Genomic DNA, 15286 nt, shown 5'->3' with positions numbered 1-15286 from the left:
ACCGACTCGTGGAGTTCCGGCTGCTCGGCACCGTCTCCGTCGACACCCGCCGGGGACCACTGCCGCTCGGCCCCGCCAAGCGCCGCAGCCTGCTCGCGGCGCTGCTGCTGTCGGCCAACACCCCTGTGCCGACGCGCCGGTTGACCGCCTGCCTGTGGGACGACGAACCCCCGAGCCAGGCGCGGAGTGTCATCCAGGGCCATGTGTCCCGGCTGCGCGCCCTGCTCGCCGAGGGCGACGCGGAGGCGTACGGCGTCGAACTCCTCACCGCCGGGGACGCGTACGCGCTGCGGCTGCCGGAAACCCTGCTGGACGCCCAGCGGTTCGAGGAACTGCTGACCCTCGCCCGCGAACAGCGCGACCCCGCCGACACCGTGCTGATGCTCGGCGACGCCCTCGCGCTGTGGCGCGGCCCCGCCCTCGGCGGCGCCTTCGCCGGACCGCCGCTCCAGGCCGCCGCCCACTCGCTGGAGGAGTCCCGGCTCTCCGCCGTGGAGCAACTGGCGCTCGCCTATGGCCGGTTGGGCGAGCATCACCGGGCCGCCGCAGTGCTGCGCACCGAGGCCGTCGCGCATCCGCTGCGCGAGTCGCTGTCCGCCGCGCTGATGACCGCCCTGTACCAGGCGGGCAGGCAGTCGGAGGCGCTCGACTGGTTCCACCGCACCCGCAGACTCCTCGCCGACGAACTCGGCATCGACCCCGGCCGTGAACTCGCCGACGCCTACGGGCTGATCCTGCGCGGAGACCCCGTACCGGACCTGCTCGTCCCGCGCTCGGCGGCCGAACCCGCTCGGCTGCCCGTACCCCCGCGCCCCCCTCTCGTGCCCGCCGAGGCGCATGCCGACCTGCTGCCCCGCGCGCCCCGCGGCTTCCACGGGCGCGGCCCGGAACTCGCCGCGCTCGGCCGGGCCGCCGCCGGGGAGGCGCCCGTGTGCCTGGTCACCGGGCCCGCCGGGGTCGGCAAGACCGCCCTCGCGCTGTGGTGGGCGCACCGCAACGCCGACGCCTTCCCCGACGGACGGCTCTTCGCCGACCTGCACGGCTTCAGCGACACCGGCGAGCCCTCGATCACCGAGGTGCTGCGCGAGTTCCTGCTCGCCCTCGGCGTGCCGCCGCGCCGGATACCGGAGTCGGCCACGGCCGCCGCCGCGCTGTTCCGCACCCTCACCGACCGGCTGCGGCTGCTGGTCGTCCTCGACAACGCGCGCGACTCCGCCACCGTCCGCGCCCTGCTGCCCGGCGGCACCGACTGCGTCACCGTCGTCACCAGCCGCCACCGCCTGGAGGGGCTCATCGCCTCCGACGCGGCCCGCCCCGTGCCGCTCGGCACGCTCGACGCGCGGGACGGCACCGCGCTCCTCGCGGGCGTCCTCGGCGAGGAACGCGTCCTCGGTGAACCGGTGGCCGCGCGCAGGCTCGCCGAACTCTGCGGCGGACTCCCGCTCGCCCTCCGGGTGACCGCCGCCCGGCTCGCGGGCCGCCCTCAGTGGACCCTGGCCCACCTCGCGGACGAACTCGCGGACGAACGCGGCCGGTTGGCCCACCTCGCGGTCGACGACACCGGTGTCCCGGCCGCGCTCCGCCTGACCCTGCAGCACCTCCCCGGCGAGGCCGCGCACCACTTCGGCCGCCTCGGCCATCACCCCGGCACCCACGTCGACCCGTACACCGCCGCCGCCCTCTCCGGCACCGACCCGCTGGCCGCCGCCCGCGCCCTGGAACGGCTCGGCGCCGCCCACCTCGTCACCGAGACCGCGCCCGGCCGCTGGGAACTGCACGACCTCGTACGCCTCTACGCCCGCGACCTCGACCCGGCGAGCGGCCCCCAGGCGCTCACCGGCGCTCTCGACCACTACATCGCGACCGCCCTCGCCGCCGCCGAGACCGCCCAGCCCGGCGGCGAGCCCTGCTTCGCGCTGCCCGCCGACTTCCGGCGCCCGGCCGCCGTACGCGACTTCGCGGACCGGGCGGAGGCGATGGGCTGGCTGGCCGCCGAACGCGAGGACCTGGCCCGCGCGGTGACCGCCGCGCGGGCCGCCGGACTGGACGACCGGGCCTGGCGGATCATCCTCCTCCAGTGGCCGCAGGTGGTGTGGCGCTCGCGGGACAACTGGGTGCCGCTGCTGTCCACGGCCCTGGAGTGCGCCCAGGCCGTGGCCGACCCGTACGCCGAGTCCCGCGTCCGCACCCTGCTGGGCTGGGTGCTGAGCGAGGAGGGACGCCTCGCGGACGCCCTCACCCTCCTCGAACCCTCACCCGCCCTGGCCCGCCGCACCGGCGACCGCCTCGGCGAGGCCACCGCCCTGATCAACCTGGCCGTCGTCCAGTCCGCGCAGGGCGACCTCGACGCCGCCCTCACCCACTGCGCCCGAGCCGCCACCCTGGCCCGCGAGGAGGGCAACCCGCACACGGAGATGCTCGCCCTCCTCCACCTCTCCCGCACCCACCTCACCTCCGGCGCCCCGGAACAGGCCCTCCGCGTCGCCCGCACGGCCCTGGACCTCGGCCCCGAACACGAGGAAGCGGCCCGCACCTCCCTCCTCCACACGGTCTGCGGCGAGGCCCACCTCGCCCTCGGCGACGAACCCGAAGCCCTCCGCCTCCTGGAACGCGCCGCCGACGAGGCCGAGTCCACGGGCTACGACGAGGGAGCGGTACGGGCCCTGGAGGCTCTGCTGCGGGTCAGCGGCCGCCCGGACCACCGCAAGCGGCACGAGGCGGCGGTACGAAGGCTCGCGGCGGAGGAGTCGTAGGACGGCTGTCGCTACGGTGACCCCATGTGCCGCTACGCCGTGACCCCGTACAAGCTCCACCACGCCTGCCTCTCGTGCCGGGTCAGTTTCAAGCGGCACGCGGATCGGGAGCACGCGTGCCCGAACTGCGCCCGGCCGCTCGTCTGTGCCGGGCGGGACTTCGCTCCGCCGCGTCGGCGGGATGTCGCGAGGTGGTCCGTGGTCGCCGCGGTGCTGGGGGAGGGGCTGCGGTTCGACGGGCGGTCGGGCTGTGGGTGCGCGAAGGAGCCGAAGTACCGGCCCCGGACGCGGGCGGAGTTGCGGGTGCGGCGGATCGTCGCCTCGCGGGACGGGGTGCCGCTGGCCGAGGTGCTGGCGCGGGTCGACCCCGGTGACGGCAGCGGGCCCGGCCCGGCGTCAGAGGGGCGTCAGCCGGACGTCAGCGGGACGTGAGCGGGGGCGGTGAGAGTGGGGGTGTCAGCAGGTCAGAGGCTGGCCGACGGTCTGAGAGGGCCGTCGTCGACGTTTCACCTCCCGGGGGAAAACACCATGAACGCATCGCGCCGTACGGCACTCTTCTCCGTCGCCGCTTCCGCCGCGCTCGCCCTGTCCCTGACCGCCTGCCAGAGCGGGGAGGGCACCAAGGCCGAGGGGGCGCCCGTCGCCAAGGACACGGCCGCCGCCGCCACTTCCGCGCCTGCGGCCGGTACGAGCACCGGTACCGACACCGGCACCACCACGGGCACCAGCACCGCCGTGGGGACCGCGCACAAGACCGGCTCCGGCTCTTCCGGCGCCAAGAAGGGCACCGCCTCCACGCCCCTCTGCCGCGCCCAGGACGTCAAGGTCAGCTCCGAGCGCCAGGACGGGCCGCCCTACACCCACATCATCCTGACCGCGCGGAACACCTCCGGCCACCGTTGCGAGATGGCGGGCTTCCCGCACATCCAGTTCCTGGAGAGCCACAAGCAGGACGTGCCGTCCGTGGCCAAGAGCAAGCCCGCCGTGCCGACCGTGCTGAACCCCGGTGACCCGGCGTTCGTGCTGGTCAAGCTGTCCGACGGGGGTGTCGACGAGGACAACGAGGTGGTGACCGCGTTCCAGCTGGTGCTGCAGGGCGACTCCACCGTCATCGCGGTGGACTCCTCGGCAGGCGGCGGCCTCGCCGTCGACCCCGCGAAGACGCTCACCGGCTACTGGACGACCGAACTGCGCAACGGCGCCGACGACTTCTGACCCGTACCCCCGGCCGCGCCCCCTCGGGAGAGGAAGATCACCCGAGGGGGCGCGGTCTTGGCCAGGCAGGGCGCACGCGGTACCGTCGGGGCGATATCGACGACGGCGAAACGGAAGCCGGTGAGAAACCGGCACGGTCGCGCCACTGTGTGCGCGGTCCCTCAAGGGGGCGCGCGAGTCAGACCCGTGGCCGTCGTCCTGTGCACCACCGAGATGGGACGCGAACTCCCAGAGGAGGTACTGCCATGGCGCAGACCGTCGCTCAGCCGACCGCCGGAAACCCGGCCGCTCCCGCCACCCTGCCGCTGAAGGAGATAGCGCCCTGGGCGGTCTTCTTCGGCGTCCTCATGCTGGTCCTGCTGTACTTCGTCGGCGCCGAGCAGGGCGCCACCTCCGTGTTCAACGGCACGGACGTCCACGAGTGGGTGCACGACGCCCGCCACCTGCTCGGCTTCCCCTGCCACTGACGCGAGGGACGCCGCACCCACCATGAACTCCGCAACCGTGAGAAACCTCCTCGTGCGGGGCATGCTCGCCGGCCTCGGCGCCGGAGTGCTCGCCCTGATCGCCGCGTACTTCCTCGGCGAGCCGTCCGTGGACAGCGCCATCAGCTTCGAGGGCCACCACTCCCACGAGCACGAGGTCGAAGTGGTCTCCCGCTCGCTCCAGTCCACCGCCGGACTGGCCACCGGCGTCCTCGTCTACGGGGTCGCCTTCGGCGGCATCGCCGCGCTCGCCTTCTGCTTCGCGCTCGGCCGCGTCGGCCGCTTCGGCCCCCGAGCGACCGCGCTGCTGCTGTCCGGCACCGCGCTGCTCGCCGTGTACGTGGTGCCGTTCCTGAAGTACCCGGCGAACCCGCCCTCGGTCGGCGACCCGGACACCATCGGCAAGCGCACCACGCTGTACTTCCTGATGATGGTGCTCAGCGTGCTGCTGGCGGTCGGCGCCACCCTCCTCGGCAAGCGGCTCGCCCCGCGCCTGGGCAACTGGTACGCGACCCTCGTCGCCGTGGCCGCCTTCGCCCTGCTGACCGGGCTGGCGTACGCCTTCCTGCCGGTCGTCAACGAGGTGCCGGAACACTTCCCGGCCACCCTGCTCTGGCGGTTCCGCCTCTCCGCGCTGGCCATCCAGACGGTGCTGTGGGCCGGATTCGGGCTGCTCTTCGGCGAGTTGGCCGAGCGGCTGCTGAACCCGCACCCCGTGGCGGCACGCGACACGGGCCGGGCGGTCGCCGCCTCCCACTGAGTCGAAGGGCCCCCGGAAATCCTCCGGGGGCCCTCTCAGTCGGCCGTGAGCGGGCGTCCCAGCCGCAGGTTCCACCGCCCGGCCCGCCCCGACAGCTCCGTCGCGGTCAGCGGGGCCACGTCCAGCCGCCAGAACGCCTCGGCGGGCAGCCCCAGCGCGTGCACCACGGCCGCCCGCACCACGTCGGGCTCCACGACGGCGACCGTACGGCCCTCGGGCACCGACTCCAGCCAGCGCCCCACCCGCGCGCACACCGCCCGCACCGACTCCCCGCCCGGCGCCGCGCACTCCGGGTCGGCCAGCCACCGGGCCACCGCCTCCCCCTCGGCCGCCGCGACCTCCGCCAGCGCACGCCCCCGCCACCGCCCGGCGTCCAGCGGCGCGAGTTCCGCCGCCACCACACCCCGCAGCCCCAGCGCCTCGGCCGTCTCCCGGCACCGCGCACCGGGCGACAGCACGACCCGCGCCGCCTCCGGCACCGCTCCCGCCGCCGCCCGCGCCCGAGCGGCGCCCGCCTCGTCGATGGACGAGGACCCGTCGTAGAACCGGGCCTCCCGCAGCGCGACCCCGATCGCGGGCGGGACGAGCACCAGCCGACTGGTCACCCGGACAACCTCCTGATGATGAGAACGCGTCCCGGCCCCGCAACGGGGCCGGGACGAACGGACGGTCGGACTAACGCAGTTCACCCCGCACGGTACGGGCCGCCGTCACCAGGTTCTCCAGCGACGCCCGCGTCTCCGGCCAGGCGCGGGTCTTCAGCCCGCAGTCCGGGTTCACCCACAGCCGCTCGGCGGGGATCGCCTTCAGCCCCGTACGCAGCAGCTCGGCCGCCTCCTCGGCGCTCGGCACGCGCGGGGAGTGGATGTCGTACACCCCCGGACCCGCCTCGCGGGGGTAGCCGTGCGCGGCCAGTTCGCGGGCCACCTGCATGTGCGAGCGGGCTGCCTCCAGGCTGATGACGTCGGCGTCCAGGTCGTCGATGGCCCGCACGATGTCACCGAACTCGGCGTAGCACATGTGGGTGTGGACCTGGGTGTCCGGCCGGACGCCCGCTGTGGTCAGCCGGAACGCCTCCGTCGCCCAGGCCAGATAGGCGGCCCGGTCGGCGGCGCGCAGCGGAAGCGTCTCGCGCAGAGCGGGCTCGTCCACCTGGATCACCGAAGTGCCCGCCCGCTCCAGGTCGTTCACCTCGTCGCGCAAGGCGAGCGCGACCTGCCGGGCGGTGTCGCCGAGCGGCTGGTCGTCGCGGACGAAGGACCAGGCGAGCATGGTCACCGGCCCGGTCAGCATGCCCTTGACCGGGCGGTCGGAGAGCGACTGGGCGTACGTCGTCCAGCGGACCGTCATCGGCTCGGGGCGGGAGATGTCGCCGATCAGGATCGGCGGGCGGACGTAACGGGTGCCGTAGGACTGGACCCAGCCGTGCTGGGTGGCGAGGTAGCCGGTGAGCTGCTCGGCGAAGTACTGCACCATGTCGTTGCGTTCGGGCTCGCCGTGCACCAGCACGTCCAGGCCGGTCTTCTCCTGGAAGGAGATCACCTCCTGGATCTCCGCCTTGACGCGCTCCTCGTACCCGGTTGTGTCGATCCGGCCCGTCCGCAGGTCCGCGCGGGCGGTGCGCAGTTCGCCGGTCTGCGGGAACGAGCCGATCGTGGTGGTCGGCAGCAGCGGCAGGCCGAGGTGGGCCCGCTGGGCGGCCGCCCGCTCGGGGTACGGCTGGGCGCGGCAGGCGTCGGCGTCCGTGACGGCCTTCGCGCGGGCCCGGACGGCCGGGTCGCGGGTGATGGGGGAGCCGGTGCGGGAGGCCAGGTCGGCCCGGTTCGCGGCGAGTTCGGCGGCGATCGCGTCCGTGCCGCGCGCCAGGCCCCTGGCCAGGGTGACGATCTCGGCGGTCTTCTGCCGGGCGAACGCCAGCCAGCGCAGGATCTGCGGCTCGATGTCCCGCTCGGGAGTGGTGTCCAGCGGTACGTGCAGCAGGGAGCAGGACGCGGCGACGTCGACCCGGTCGGCCAGCCCGAGCAGGGTGCCCAGGGTGGCGAGGGACTTCGACAGGTCGTTCGCCCAGATGTTGCGGCCGTTCACGACCCCGGCGACCAGCCGCTTGCCGGGCAGCCCGCCGACGGCGGCGAGCGCGTCCAGGTTGGCGGCCGCGGCCTCGGTGAAGTCCAGCGCCAGCCCCTCCACCGGCGCCTTCGCCAGCACCGGCAGCGCCTCGCCAAGACGGTCGAAGTAGGAGGCGACCAGCAGCTTCGGCCGGTCGGTGAGCGCGCCCAGGTCACGGTAGGCGCGCTCGGCCGCGTTCAGCTCGGCCGGGGTGCGGTCCTGCACCAGCGCGGGCTCGTCCAGCTGCACCCACTCGGCCCCGGCCGCGCGCAGATCCGCCAGCACCTCGGCGTACACCGGGAGCAGCCGGTCCAGCAGGGTCAGCGGGTCGAAGTCGGCGGGGACACCGGGCGCGGGCTTGGCCAGCAGCAGGTAGGTGACCGGGCCGACCAGCACCGGCCGGGCGGCGAGGCCCAGTGCGAGGGCCTCCTTCAGCTCCGCGACCTGCTTGGCGGAGTCGGCGGAGAACACCGTGTCCGGGCCCAACTCGGGCACCAGATAGTGGTAGTTCGTGTCGAACCACTTGGTCATCTCCAGCGGCGCGATGTCCTGCGTACCGCGCGCCATGGCGAAGTAGCCGTCCAGCGCGTCGGCCTCGACGGCGGCCCGGTGCCGCTGGGGGATCGCGCCGACCATCACGGTGGTGTCCAGCACGTGGTCGTAGGCCGAGAAGTCGCCGGTCGGGACCTCGTCGATGCCTGCTTCGGCGAGCGCCTGCCAGTTGACGCGGCGGAGGTCGGCCGCGGTGGCCCGGAGGGCGTCGGCGGTGACGTGGCCCTTCCAATAGCCCTCGATCGCCTTCTGCAGCTCCCGGCCCTGGCCCTGACGCGGGTAGCCGTACACGGTCGACCGTGCTGCCGCGGCTGCGGACTTCGGTGTCACGGAGATCTCCTTCACGAGATGAATCCCTGAGGTCCCGGCGACGGAACGAGTACGTGAAGGGGTGACGGCCAGGCGGCCCGGCCCGCGCGACGCGGTGGTCCGTCCTGTTGCGTACGCCGACCCGCCCTCGAGGTCACCGGAACTCCGCACGCGAGCGGGTCGCGCACGGGCAGATGGCAGGTCTTCGGACTCACGGGCGCGTCCTCACCAGGAGGACACCTACTGGCCGTCGCTTCCCAGGTCCGTGCGTCGGACCCAGTGCGTATGACGGCGGTCGTTCCCGCTCACCGCTGCGGGGCAGTCCCGGATTCCCACCGGGTTCCCTCTTACGACACCCCGTCTGGCGGACGGGGCGAACCAGCTGCACAGGTCAGCCTACGGGCCATGACCGGCCGCCGCCGGTACCGTCCGGCATTCGGATGGTGATCCGGGCCACGCGCACCGCGGTCACCCGGCCGCCGGGCCCAGTTGGGCCAGCGCCGCCGTGACCAGCGCGGCCGTGCCGGTGTCCAGGGTGAGGCGGACGCTGGGCAGGTAGCGGGGGGAGTGGTTGTTCGGCAGGCTCCGGAACTTCTCCGCCGGACCGGTGCCGGGGGCCGCCGCCCACTGGGTGGGGCCGACCGAGCCGAGCATCCAGTAGGCGCCCCGGATGCCGGGGCGGCCGTGCAGATGGCCGCCCGCGCCGGTGAGCAGCGGGAAGTCCTCGGTCGCCGCGGAGGCGGGCCAGCCGGTGACACGGGACGCGCCGAACGCCCCCTGGTGGGCGGCGCGGACGGCGGCCGTGACACCCGGATCGGGGCGGGTGACGCCGGAGCGGGTCAGCTCGCGCACGGTGACCCGGGGCGGCAGCCCGGCCGACGCGGCCTCCGCGCGCACCACCCGCTCCACCGCCGCCGTACCCCGCACGAGCGCCGCCTCCGAGAGGGCGCGGACGGTGACCCGCAGCTCGGCGCGGGTGGCTATCACGTTCCCGGAGCGCCCGGTGTCCCCGGCCCGGAGCGAGGACGCGGTCACCACCAGCCGCTCGGCCGGGTCCGTCTCGCGGGCGGCGACAGCGGGGAGCCGGGTCACCGCACCGGCCGCCGCGAGCAGCGGATCGGCCGTCAGATGCGGGGTGGCCGCGTGCCCGCCGTCCCCCTCGAACACCACCTCCAGCGTCACACTGCCCGCCATCAGCGGCCCGTCCGCGTGCGCCACCATCCCGGCCGGGAACGCGGCCGTGTGCTGGGCGAGGACCACGTCCGGCGCGGTGATCCGGTCGTACAGGCCGTCCTCCAGCATCGCCCGGGCACCGCTCAGCGTCTCCTCGGCGGGCTGCCCGACCACCAGCAGGGTGCCGCGCCAGCGGTCCCGGTGCCCGGCGAGCCAGCGGGCCGCGGCGGCCGCGCAGGCCAGATGGGCGTCATGGCCGCAGGCGTGCATCACCGGCACCGGCCGCCCGTCCGGACCCGGCGCGGTCGCGGTGCTGGCGTACGGCACACCGGTCTCCTCGGCCACCGGGAGCGCGTCCAGCTCGGCGCGCAGCAGCACGGCCGGGCCGTCGCCGTTGACGAGTTCGGCGGCGACCCCGTGCCCGCCGACCCCGCGCAGCACACGGAAGCCGTCTGCCGTCAGCCGGTCCGCGAACACGGCGGCGGTGCGCTCCTCCGCGCCGGACAGCTCGGGGTGCCGGTGCAGGTCGAGATACAGCTCGGCGGTGGACGCCAGCAGGGCGTCCAGACCGGGCGGCACACCACCGCCCACGGTCACGGACGGACGGGACTGGTCGCTGCTCACGGCGGGGACTCCAGAGGGTTGTCGTACGGGGGTGTCAGCGAAGTGACAGCCATCGGTAAGGGAGTTGGTGTCGGACGCGCGTAGAAAGGGAGGTGTCCGGGGGGATCGCTCCTCCGGCAGGTTCAGCGCACCACCGGACGGGGCCGTCCCGGCCGGCAGCAGGCCACCTGACCCGGAAGGAGCCATCATGGCTGACAACAACCTCGCCTCCCTCGCCCAGGAGATCCTGGACCTGGAGTCGGAGACCTTCGAGATCACCGACTACTCGGACGCCAGCGAGGTCATGCTCGGTTCGTCGACGAGCTGTTCCTCCACCAGCACCTGCTCCAGCACCACCAGCACCACCTCCTGCACCGCCTGATCCAGGCGTTCGCACCCACGGTCCCCGGTCCGCCTCGGCGCGCCGGGGACCGCCGGTGTGCGCGGGGCCCTTGACGGCCCGCGCGCCGACGAGCAGAACGCCTGCCCCGCTCACGGGAACGGATGCGGCACCCGCCGCAACTCCTCCTCCGTGAGCGGCGCCGCGACCATGCCCGCCCGGTACGGCGCGGTACGCAGCCTCGGCATGGCGAGCGCCCGCTGCCTGAGCCAGCCGAAGTCGATCGGCAGCAGCCCCGGAGCCAGCGTGGCCACCGTACGCAGCCCCATCCGGCGCTGCTCGGGCGTGGTCTGGTCGACGGCGATCACCTCGCAGCCCGCCTCGCCCAGCAGGTTCCGCACGAGGAGCAGGTCGTCGCGGAGGTCGCCGGTGCGCGGCCGCCGCTCCTCCCACCCGGCGAACAGCTCGTCGAGCGGAGCCGTGCGGGGCGGCTTCAGATAGCCGGTGGCGTGGACGCGCATCGCGGGCAGCCCGAACAGCGCCGCGTGGTCCGGGAGCCGCTTCACCAGGTCGAAGTCCTCGGCCATGGCCGTGAGTTCGGCGGGGCGTTCGGCAACCTGGCCGGGCAGGTGCGGGATGTAGGTGAGGATCTCGGAGACCGCCGACTCCACGGCCGTCTCCGGGTCGAAGGAGGCGCCCGCCGCGAACGCCAGCGAGCCCGGCGCGTCGTCGCGGCGCACCGCGAGCCCGGTGACGACGGGCACCGGGAGGTCCACCCGGTTGTCGAAGACGTGCACGTCGTAGCCCTGGAGCGCGGCCCGTGCCACCATCGCGCGTACGCTCGGTGAGCGCACCGAGTCCAGGTCGATCTCGGGCAGCGGCAGATCGCCGTACCAGCCGAGCAGGAAGGCGTCCCGCTCGATGAGTTCGAGCAGGCCGAAGAACACCGCCTCCTCCCAACTGCTGCCGGTGGCACAGCCGTTGGAGCACTCGAAGACGAAGTTGTCGGCGGCGGTGCCCGCGCTGTAGTAGACCAGCCGGGCCGGGACCAGCACCGGGCGGCCGTCCCGCAGCGACCAGCCGGTGACCCAGGGGATCGGCCGGGCCGGGTCGAAGGGCTCGACCATCGGGTCCTCGGCGTAGGTGCGCGGCTCGTACAGCCCGCACGTACGCGGATCGAGGGCGCGGTCGCCCAGCTCCTCCAGCGAGGCGGTCAGCACCGGCGCGCGGTGTCGGCGATGGGTGCCCGCGTACCGTTCCAGGCCCTCCAGGAAGGCCAGGTCGCGGCTGTCCGCGAAGGAGTTGGCCTGGCCGCTCCAGGTGACGTCGGTGAGACCGGCGTACCCCCGCATGAAGACGCTGCCCGCGACCGGCGCGGTGGTGGGGGAGGTGACGTCGATCCAGGTGCCGCCGCCGAGCACCCCGCACACCGGGTTGGCCAGGGCCTTCACCGGCAGCGGATGGTCCGACGCCCGGCGCAGCCGGTAGGAGTCCGGGCGCGGCTTGGGCAGCGGGCCCGGCGAGGGCAGTGTCGCCTCCTCCGCCGCGCGCAGCTCCGCCTCCTCGGTGAACGGACGGCAGTGCGGGCACATCGGCTCCGGCAGCAGCGGGAACGTCCGTACCCGCAGCGTCTCCAGGTCGACCTCGGTGACCTGGGGCAGCTCGGCGTCCGGGCCCTCGGCGGAGTGCCGGGCGGCGCCGGAGGCGATCAGCCGGTGCAGCGACCACACCGCGTCCACCGTGTGGTCCGGCAGCACCGGCCAGACCCCGGCCGCCGTGGTCTCCGTACCGGTCTCCAGCGCCTCCCGCTCGGTACGGGTGCGCAGCCGCTGCCGCCGCATCGCCAGACAGATCCCGCAGGCCGGACCGGCCGCCGGGGTGCCGCCCCAGGGGCCGAGCAGCACAGCCTGCGCGGTCAGATGCACGCTGGCCGGGCCGACGGGGAGCCCGGCCGCGCCGAGCACGTTGGTGTCGCCGATCCGGGACACGGCGGGCGCGGGCAGCCCGGCGGCGGTCGCGCGCACCGCCAGCCGGGCCTGGAGGTCCGCCCGCGCGGCCTCCAGAGCGGTCATCGTCGTCGTCATGTCCGGTTGCTCCAGCGGAAGATCCGGGTGGCGATCACCCCGAAGAACAGGGCGAACACGGCGAGGCCCGCGCAGTCCAGCGCGATGTCGCCCAGGTCGCCGCGGCCGCCCATGGCGTCGGTGAGACCGTCGTTCAGATAGTGCAGCGGCAGCACCTTGGCGGCCGTGCGGAGCCAGCCCGGCATCAGGTCGTCCGGGAAGAACGAGCCGGACAGGAACGCCATCGGCACCATCACCAGGTTGGCGATGGCCGCGACCGCCTCCGGGGTGTCGGCGAGGCTGCCGACGACCAGCCCCATGGCGAGGAACGCGGTCACCCCCAGCACCAGCAGCGGCAGCGCCGCCCACCAGGGGCCCATCAGCTTGAGCCCGAAGAACGGCAGCAGCGCGACGGCGGTGAACAGCGCGGTCTGCGCCAGCGCCACCCCCATCGCCACCGTCCACCGCGAGGCGATCAGGGTGCGCAGCGGGGTCGGGGTGCGCCAGATCAGCCGGAGCAGATCGTCCCGGCGCCACTGCATCAGGGCGAACCCCACCGAGAACACGGCCGCGTTGCCCACACCCCAGGACAGCACGCCCGGCGCGATGTAGTTGATGGAGGCCAGCCCGCCGTTGACCTTGTCGCCCTGGAAGATCAGGCCGAACAGCACCAGGAAGGCGAGCGGGAAGGCGAAGGTGAAGAAGAGGGTCGTCTTGTCGCGCACGCTCGCGACATAGGTGGCCCTGGTCAGTGCGGCGTAGGCGCTCAACGGTGGTGCTCCGATCCGGTGCCGGTCAGCGAGAGGTAGGCGTCTTCGAGGGTGGGGGTGCGCACGGAGACCGAGTCGATGTCCACCAGGTCGCCGAGCGCGGGCAGCACCCGGTTGGGCACCGTCGTCTCGATGACCAGGTCGGCGCCCTGCACGGTCGCCCGGTCCACGCCCGCCAGCGCCAGCGCGGCCCCGGGGGAGAGCTTGTCGGCGGGCACCAGCAGCCGGGTCGGCGCGGCCAGGGCGCGGATCAGGTTGCGGGGCGAGTCCAGCGCGACGACCCGGCCCCCGGCGATGATCGCCACCCGGTCGCACAGCGCCTCGGCCTCGTCCAGATAGTGGGTGGTGCAGATGATCGTGCGCCCCTCCGAGCGCAACGACCGCAGCAGCTCCCACAGTTCGCGCCGCGCCTCCGGGTCGAGGGCGGCCGTCGGCTCGTCCAGGAAGATCAGCTCCGGCTCGTTGAGCAGCGCGGTGGCCACCGCGAGCCGCTGCCGCTGGCCGCCGGAGAGATGGTCGACCCGCGCGTTCTCCTTCTCGGTCAGCCCGACCCGCTCCAGCGCCGTCCTCGCCGCCTCCGGCGCCATCCCGTACAGCGCGGCCACCGTGCGCAGATGCTCACCCGCGGTCAGCCGGGCGAAGAACGCCGACGCCTGCGTCTGTACGCCGATCCGGGCCAGCAGCGCGATGTCGCGCGGCCAGGGACTCTGCCCGAACACGGCGACACTGCCCGCGTCGGCCTCCCGCATGCCCTCCACGATCTCCACCAGGGTGGTCTTGCCCGCGCCGTTCGGCCCGAGGATGCCGAAGAACTCACCGTGGCGCACCTCCAGGGAGACGCCGTGTAGAGCCGTCACCTCCCCGTAGCGCTTGCTGACGCCGTCCAGGGCGACGACGGTCTCGGTGCGGGTGCCGCTCGGGGCGGGTTCCGTCCTGCTGTCGGGTGCGCTCATCTCGCCTTTCCTCAACTGGTGTACTGCGGAGGGGGCTTGCCGCCCCGGTTCGGGGGTGGGGGAGGCGGTCGCGGCCGCCCCGGTGGTACGCCGGTCCCGCAGGCGTCGGCCCAGGCCGCCCAGCGCCCACAGCAGCAGGACGGCGGCGAGCAGCGCGGGCGGCAGCGACCAGGCGAGCACCGCCAGGCCGTCCGGCAGCATGGCCCGCAGCACGGCCCCGCACAGCACCAGCAGCGCCGCGCTCTGCGCCGCCGTCAGCAGCGCGAACCCGCCGTACAGCAGCCGCAGGCGTGCCGAGTACGCGGCGATGCCCGGACCCCGGCGGAACAGCGCCCGCGCGGCCAGCCCGGTGAAGGTGCGGGCGCCCTCGGAGAGCCCGGAGACGCCGAGCGCGTGCCCGAGCGCCTTGTAGCCGTCCAGCGGGGGCAGCGGCAGCAGGTTGGCCACGCCGAGGACGGTGCCGAGCAGCAGCAGCGCGCCCAGCGCGGGCCGGGCCTGGGCGCCGTCCGGGAGCAGCACCCACACCGCGTAGAACGGCACCAGGAACAGCAGGTTGGCGAAGACGCCCGCGCACGCCGTGGCCACCTTCCGGGCCCGGCTGCCGAGGAACTGGACGTCCTCCACCTCGCAGTACAGATAGGTGGCGAAGCAGATCCAGCGCAGCCCGACCTCCGTGACCCGCCCGCCCCAGGCCCGCGCGAACAGCCCGTGCGCCAGCTCGTGCAGGGCCAGCGAGCACCACAGCACACAGCCGATCGCGAACAGCAGCACCGGCTGCCGCGCCGTCTCCTCCGTCTGCCGCCACAACGTCCCGGCCTGCAGCGCGACGGAGGTGAACACGCCCACGGCCAGCGCGGTCAGCACCCTCACCACGGCGGGCCGCCGCGCGGGCGCGGTGAGCCGGTGCAGCCGGTCCATCAGCGCGGGCGCGTCGGACACCATCCGGGTCCGGCCGGCCAGAATCCCGTTCGGCGGCCGCTCCGGCCCGGCCGGGGGCGCCACCGACGGCCCGGGGGAGCCCTCCAGCAGGCCCCGGCCGTGCAGCAGCCGCAGCAACTGTCCCCACTGCGCCTCCCCGAGCCGGGCACCGAACGCGGCCGCGTACTCCCCGCCGATCTCCTCCAGCGTCCGGGTCCCGTCCAGCCGGGTGATCAGGAAGTGCTCCTTGGGGCCCAGCTCCAGCCGCCGCCCGGACCGCGGGTCC

The 15286-nt window shown here is 74.4% G+C and carries 12 protein-coding genes and 2 riboswitches; of the genes, 6 read left to right on the top strand and 6 right to left on the bottom strand.

Annotated features, from left to right (window positions below):
* The first annotated feature begins 8 nt into the window (after window positions 1-8).
* The 5 genes from ACI2LY_RS00735 (at window position 9) to ACI2LY_RS00715 (ending at window position 5213) form a co-directional block, all read left to right on the top strand.
* Entirely contained in the window at window positions 9-2753 is a 2745-nt protein-coding gene (locus ACI2LY_RS00735; protein ID WP_404706446.1) for a BTAD domain-containing putative transcriptional regulator, read from the top strand.
* A gap of 24 nt (window positions 2754-2777) precedes the next feature.
* Window positions 2778-3185: a hypothetical protein gene (locus tag ACI2LY_RS00730; RefSeq protein WP_404705181.1), complete on the top strand. Its 408-nt coding sequence runs from the start codon at window positions 2778-2780 to the stop codon at window positions 3183-3185.
* A 96-nt stretch (window positions 3186-3281) separates the two neighbouring features.
* A complete protein-coding gene (locus ACI2LY_RS00725) occupies window positions 3282-3968 on the top strand; it encodes a DUF4232 domain-containing protein (protein ID WP_404705180.1) in 687 nt (228 codons plus the stop codon).
* Window positions 3969-4042: 74 nt separating this feature from the next.
* A riboswitch (cobalamin riboswitch) is annotated at window positions 4043-4175 on the top strand.
* 38 nt (window positions 4176-4213) lie between these two features.
* A complete protein-coding gene (locus tag ACI2LY_RS00720) occupies window positions 4214-4435 on the top strand; it encodes a CbtB-domain containing protein (protein ID WP_130330563.1) in 222 nt (73 codons plus the stop codon).
* A 22-nt stretch (window positions 4436-4457) separates the two neighbouring features.
* Entirely contained in the window at window positions 4458-5213 is a 756-nt protein-coding gene (locus ACI2LY_RS00715; protein WP_404705179.1) for a CbtA family protein, read from the top strand.
* Window positions 5214-5248: 35 nt separating this feature from the next.
* On the opposite strand, the gene ACI2LY_RS00710 is transcribed toward ACI2LY_RS00715, so the two are convergent.
* From ACI2LY_RS00710 to ACI2LY_RS00700, 3 genes are all read right to left on the bottom strand, one after another.
* Window positions 5249-5818 (bottom strand): histidine phosphatase family protein, encoded by a 570-nt coding sequence (locus ACI2LY_RS00710; protein ID WP_404705178.1) that lies wholly within the window; start codon window positions 5816-5818, stop codon window positions 5249-5251.
* A 70-nt stretch (window positions 5819-5888) separates the two neighbouring features.
* Window positions 5889-8201, bottom strand: coding sequence for a 5-methyltetrahydropteroyltriglutamate--homocysteine S-methyltransferase (metE, locus tag ACI2LY_RS00705; RefSeq protein WP_404705177.1), 2313 nt, complete (start codon window positions 8199-8201; stop codon window positions 5889-5891).
* Between the two features lie 157 nt (window positions 8202-8358).
* Window positions 8359-8578: riboswitch (cobalamin riboswitch) on the bottom strand.
* Window positions 8579-8648: 70 nt separating this feature from the next.
* Window positions 8649-9977 carry an amidohydrolase gene (locus tag ACI2LY_RS00700; RefSeq protein ID WP_404705176.1) on the bottom strand — a complete coding sequence of 443 codons (1329 nt, stop codon included), beginning with the start codon at window positions 9975-9977 and terminating at the stop codon, window positions 8649-8651.
* A 187-nt stretch (window positions 9978-10164) separates the two neighbouring features.
* Between ACI2LY_RS00700 and ACI2LY_RS00695 the strand changes: the two genes are divergently transcribed.
* On the top strand, window positions 10165-10338 hold the full coding sequence (locus ACI2LY_RS00695; RefSeq protein WP_018548797.1) for a thiazolylpeptide-type bacteriocin: 174 nt from the start codon (window positions 10165-10167) through the stop codon (window positions 10336-10338).
* A 110-nt stretch (window positions 10339-10448) separates the two neighbouring features.
* Here the strand turns inward: ACI2LY_RS00695 and ACI2LY_RS00690 are convergent, their stop codons facing one another.
* The 3 genes from ACI2LY_RS00690 to ACI2LY_RS00680 are packed head-to-tail and all read right to left on the bottom strand — an operon-like array spanning window position 10449 to window position 14082.
* Window positions 10449-12380: a TOMM precursor leader peptide-binding protein gene (locus ACI2LY_RS00690; protein WP_404705175.1), complete on the bottom strand. Its 1932-nt coding sequence runs from the start codon at window positions 12378-12380 to the stop codon at window positions 10449-10451.
* Window positions 12377-13129 (bottom strand): ABC transporter permease, encoded by a 753-nt coding sequence (locus tag ACI2LY_RS00685; RefSeq protein ID WP_393597655.1) that lies wholly within the window; start codon window positions 13127-13129, stop codon window positions 12377-12379. The genes ACI2LY_RS00690 and ACI2LY_RS00685 overlap by 4 nt, the downstream gene beginning before the upstream one ends.
* Window positions 13126-14082 carry an ATP-binding cassette domain-containing protein gene (locus ACI2LY_RS00680; protein WP_404706445.1) on the bottom strand — a complete coding sequence of 319 codons (957 nt, stop codon included), beginning with the start codon at window positions 14080-14082 and terminating at the stop codon, window positions 13126-13128. The genes ACI2LY_RS00685 and ACI2LY_RS00680 overlap by 4 nt, the downstream gene beginning before the upstream one ends.
* Between the last annotated feature and the right edge of the window lie 1204 nt (window positions 14083-15286).

This window comes from Streptomyces sp. NPDC002176, assembly GCF_044903645.1.
Classification (GTDB): domain Bacteria; phylum Actinomycetota; class Actinomycetes; order Streptomycetales; family Streptomycetaceae; genus Streptomyces.
This window is presented reverse-complemented; position numbering and strand designations above follow the sequence as displayed.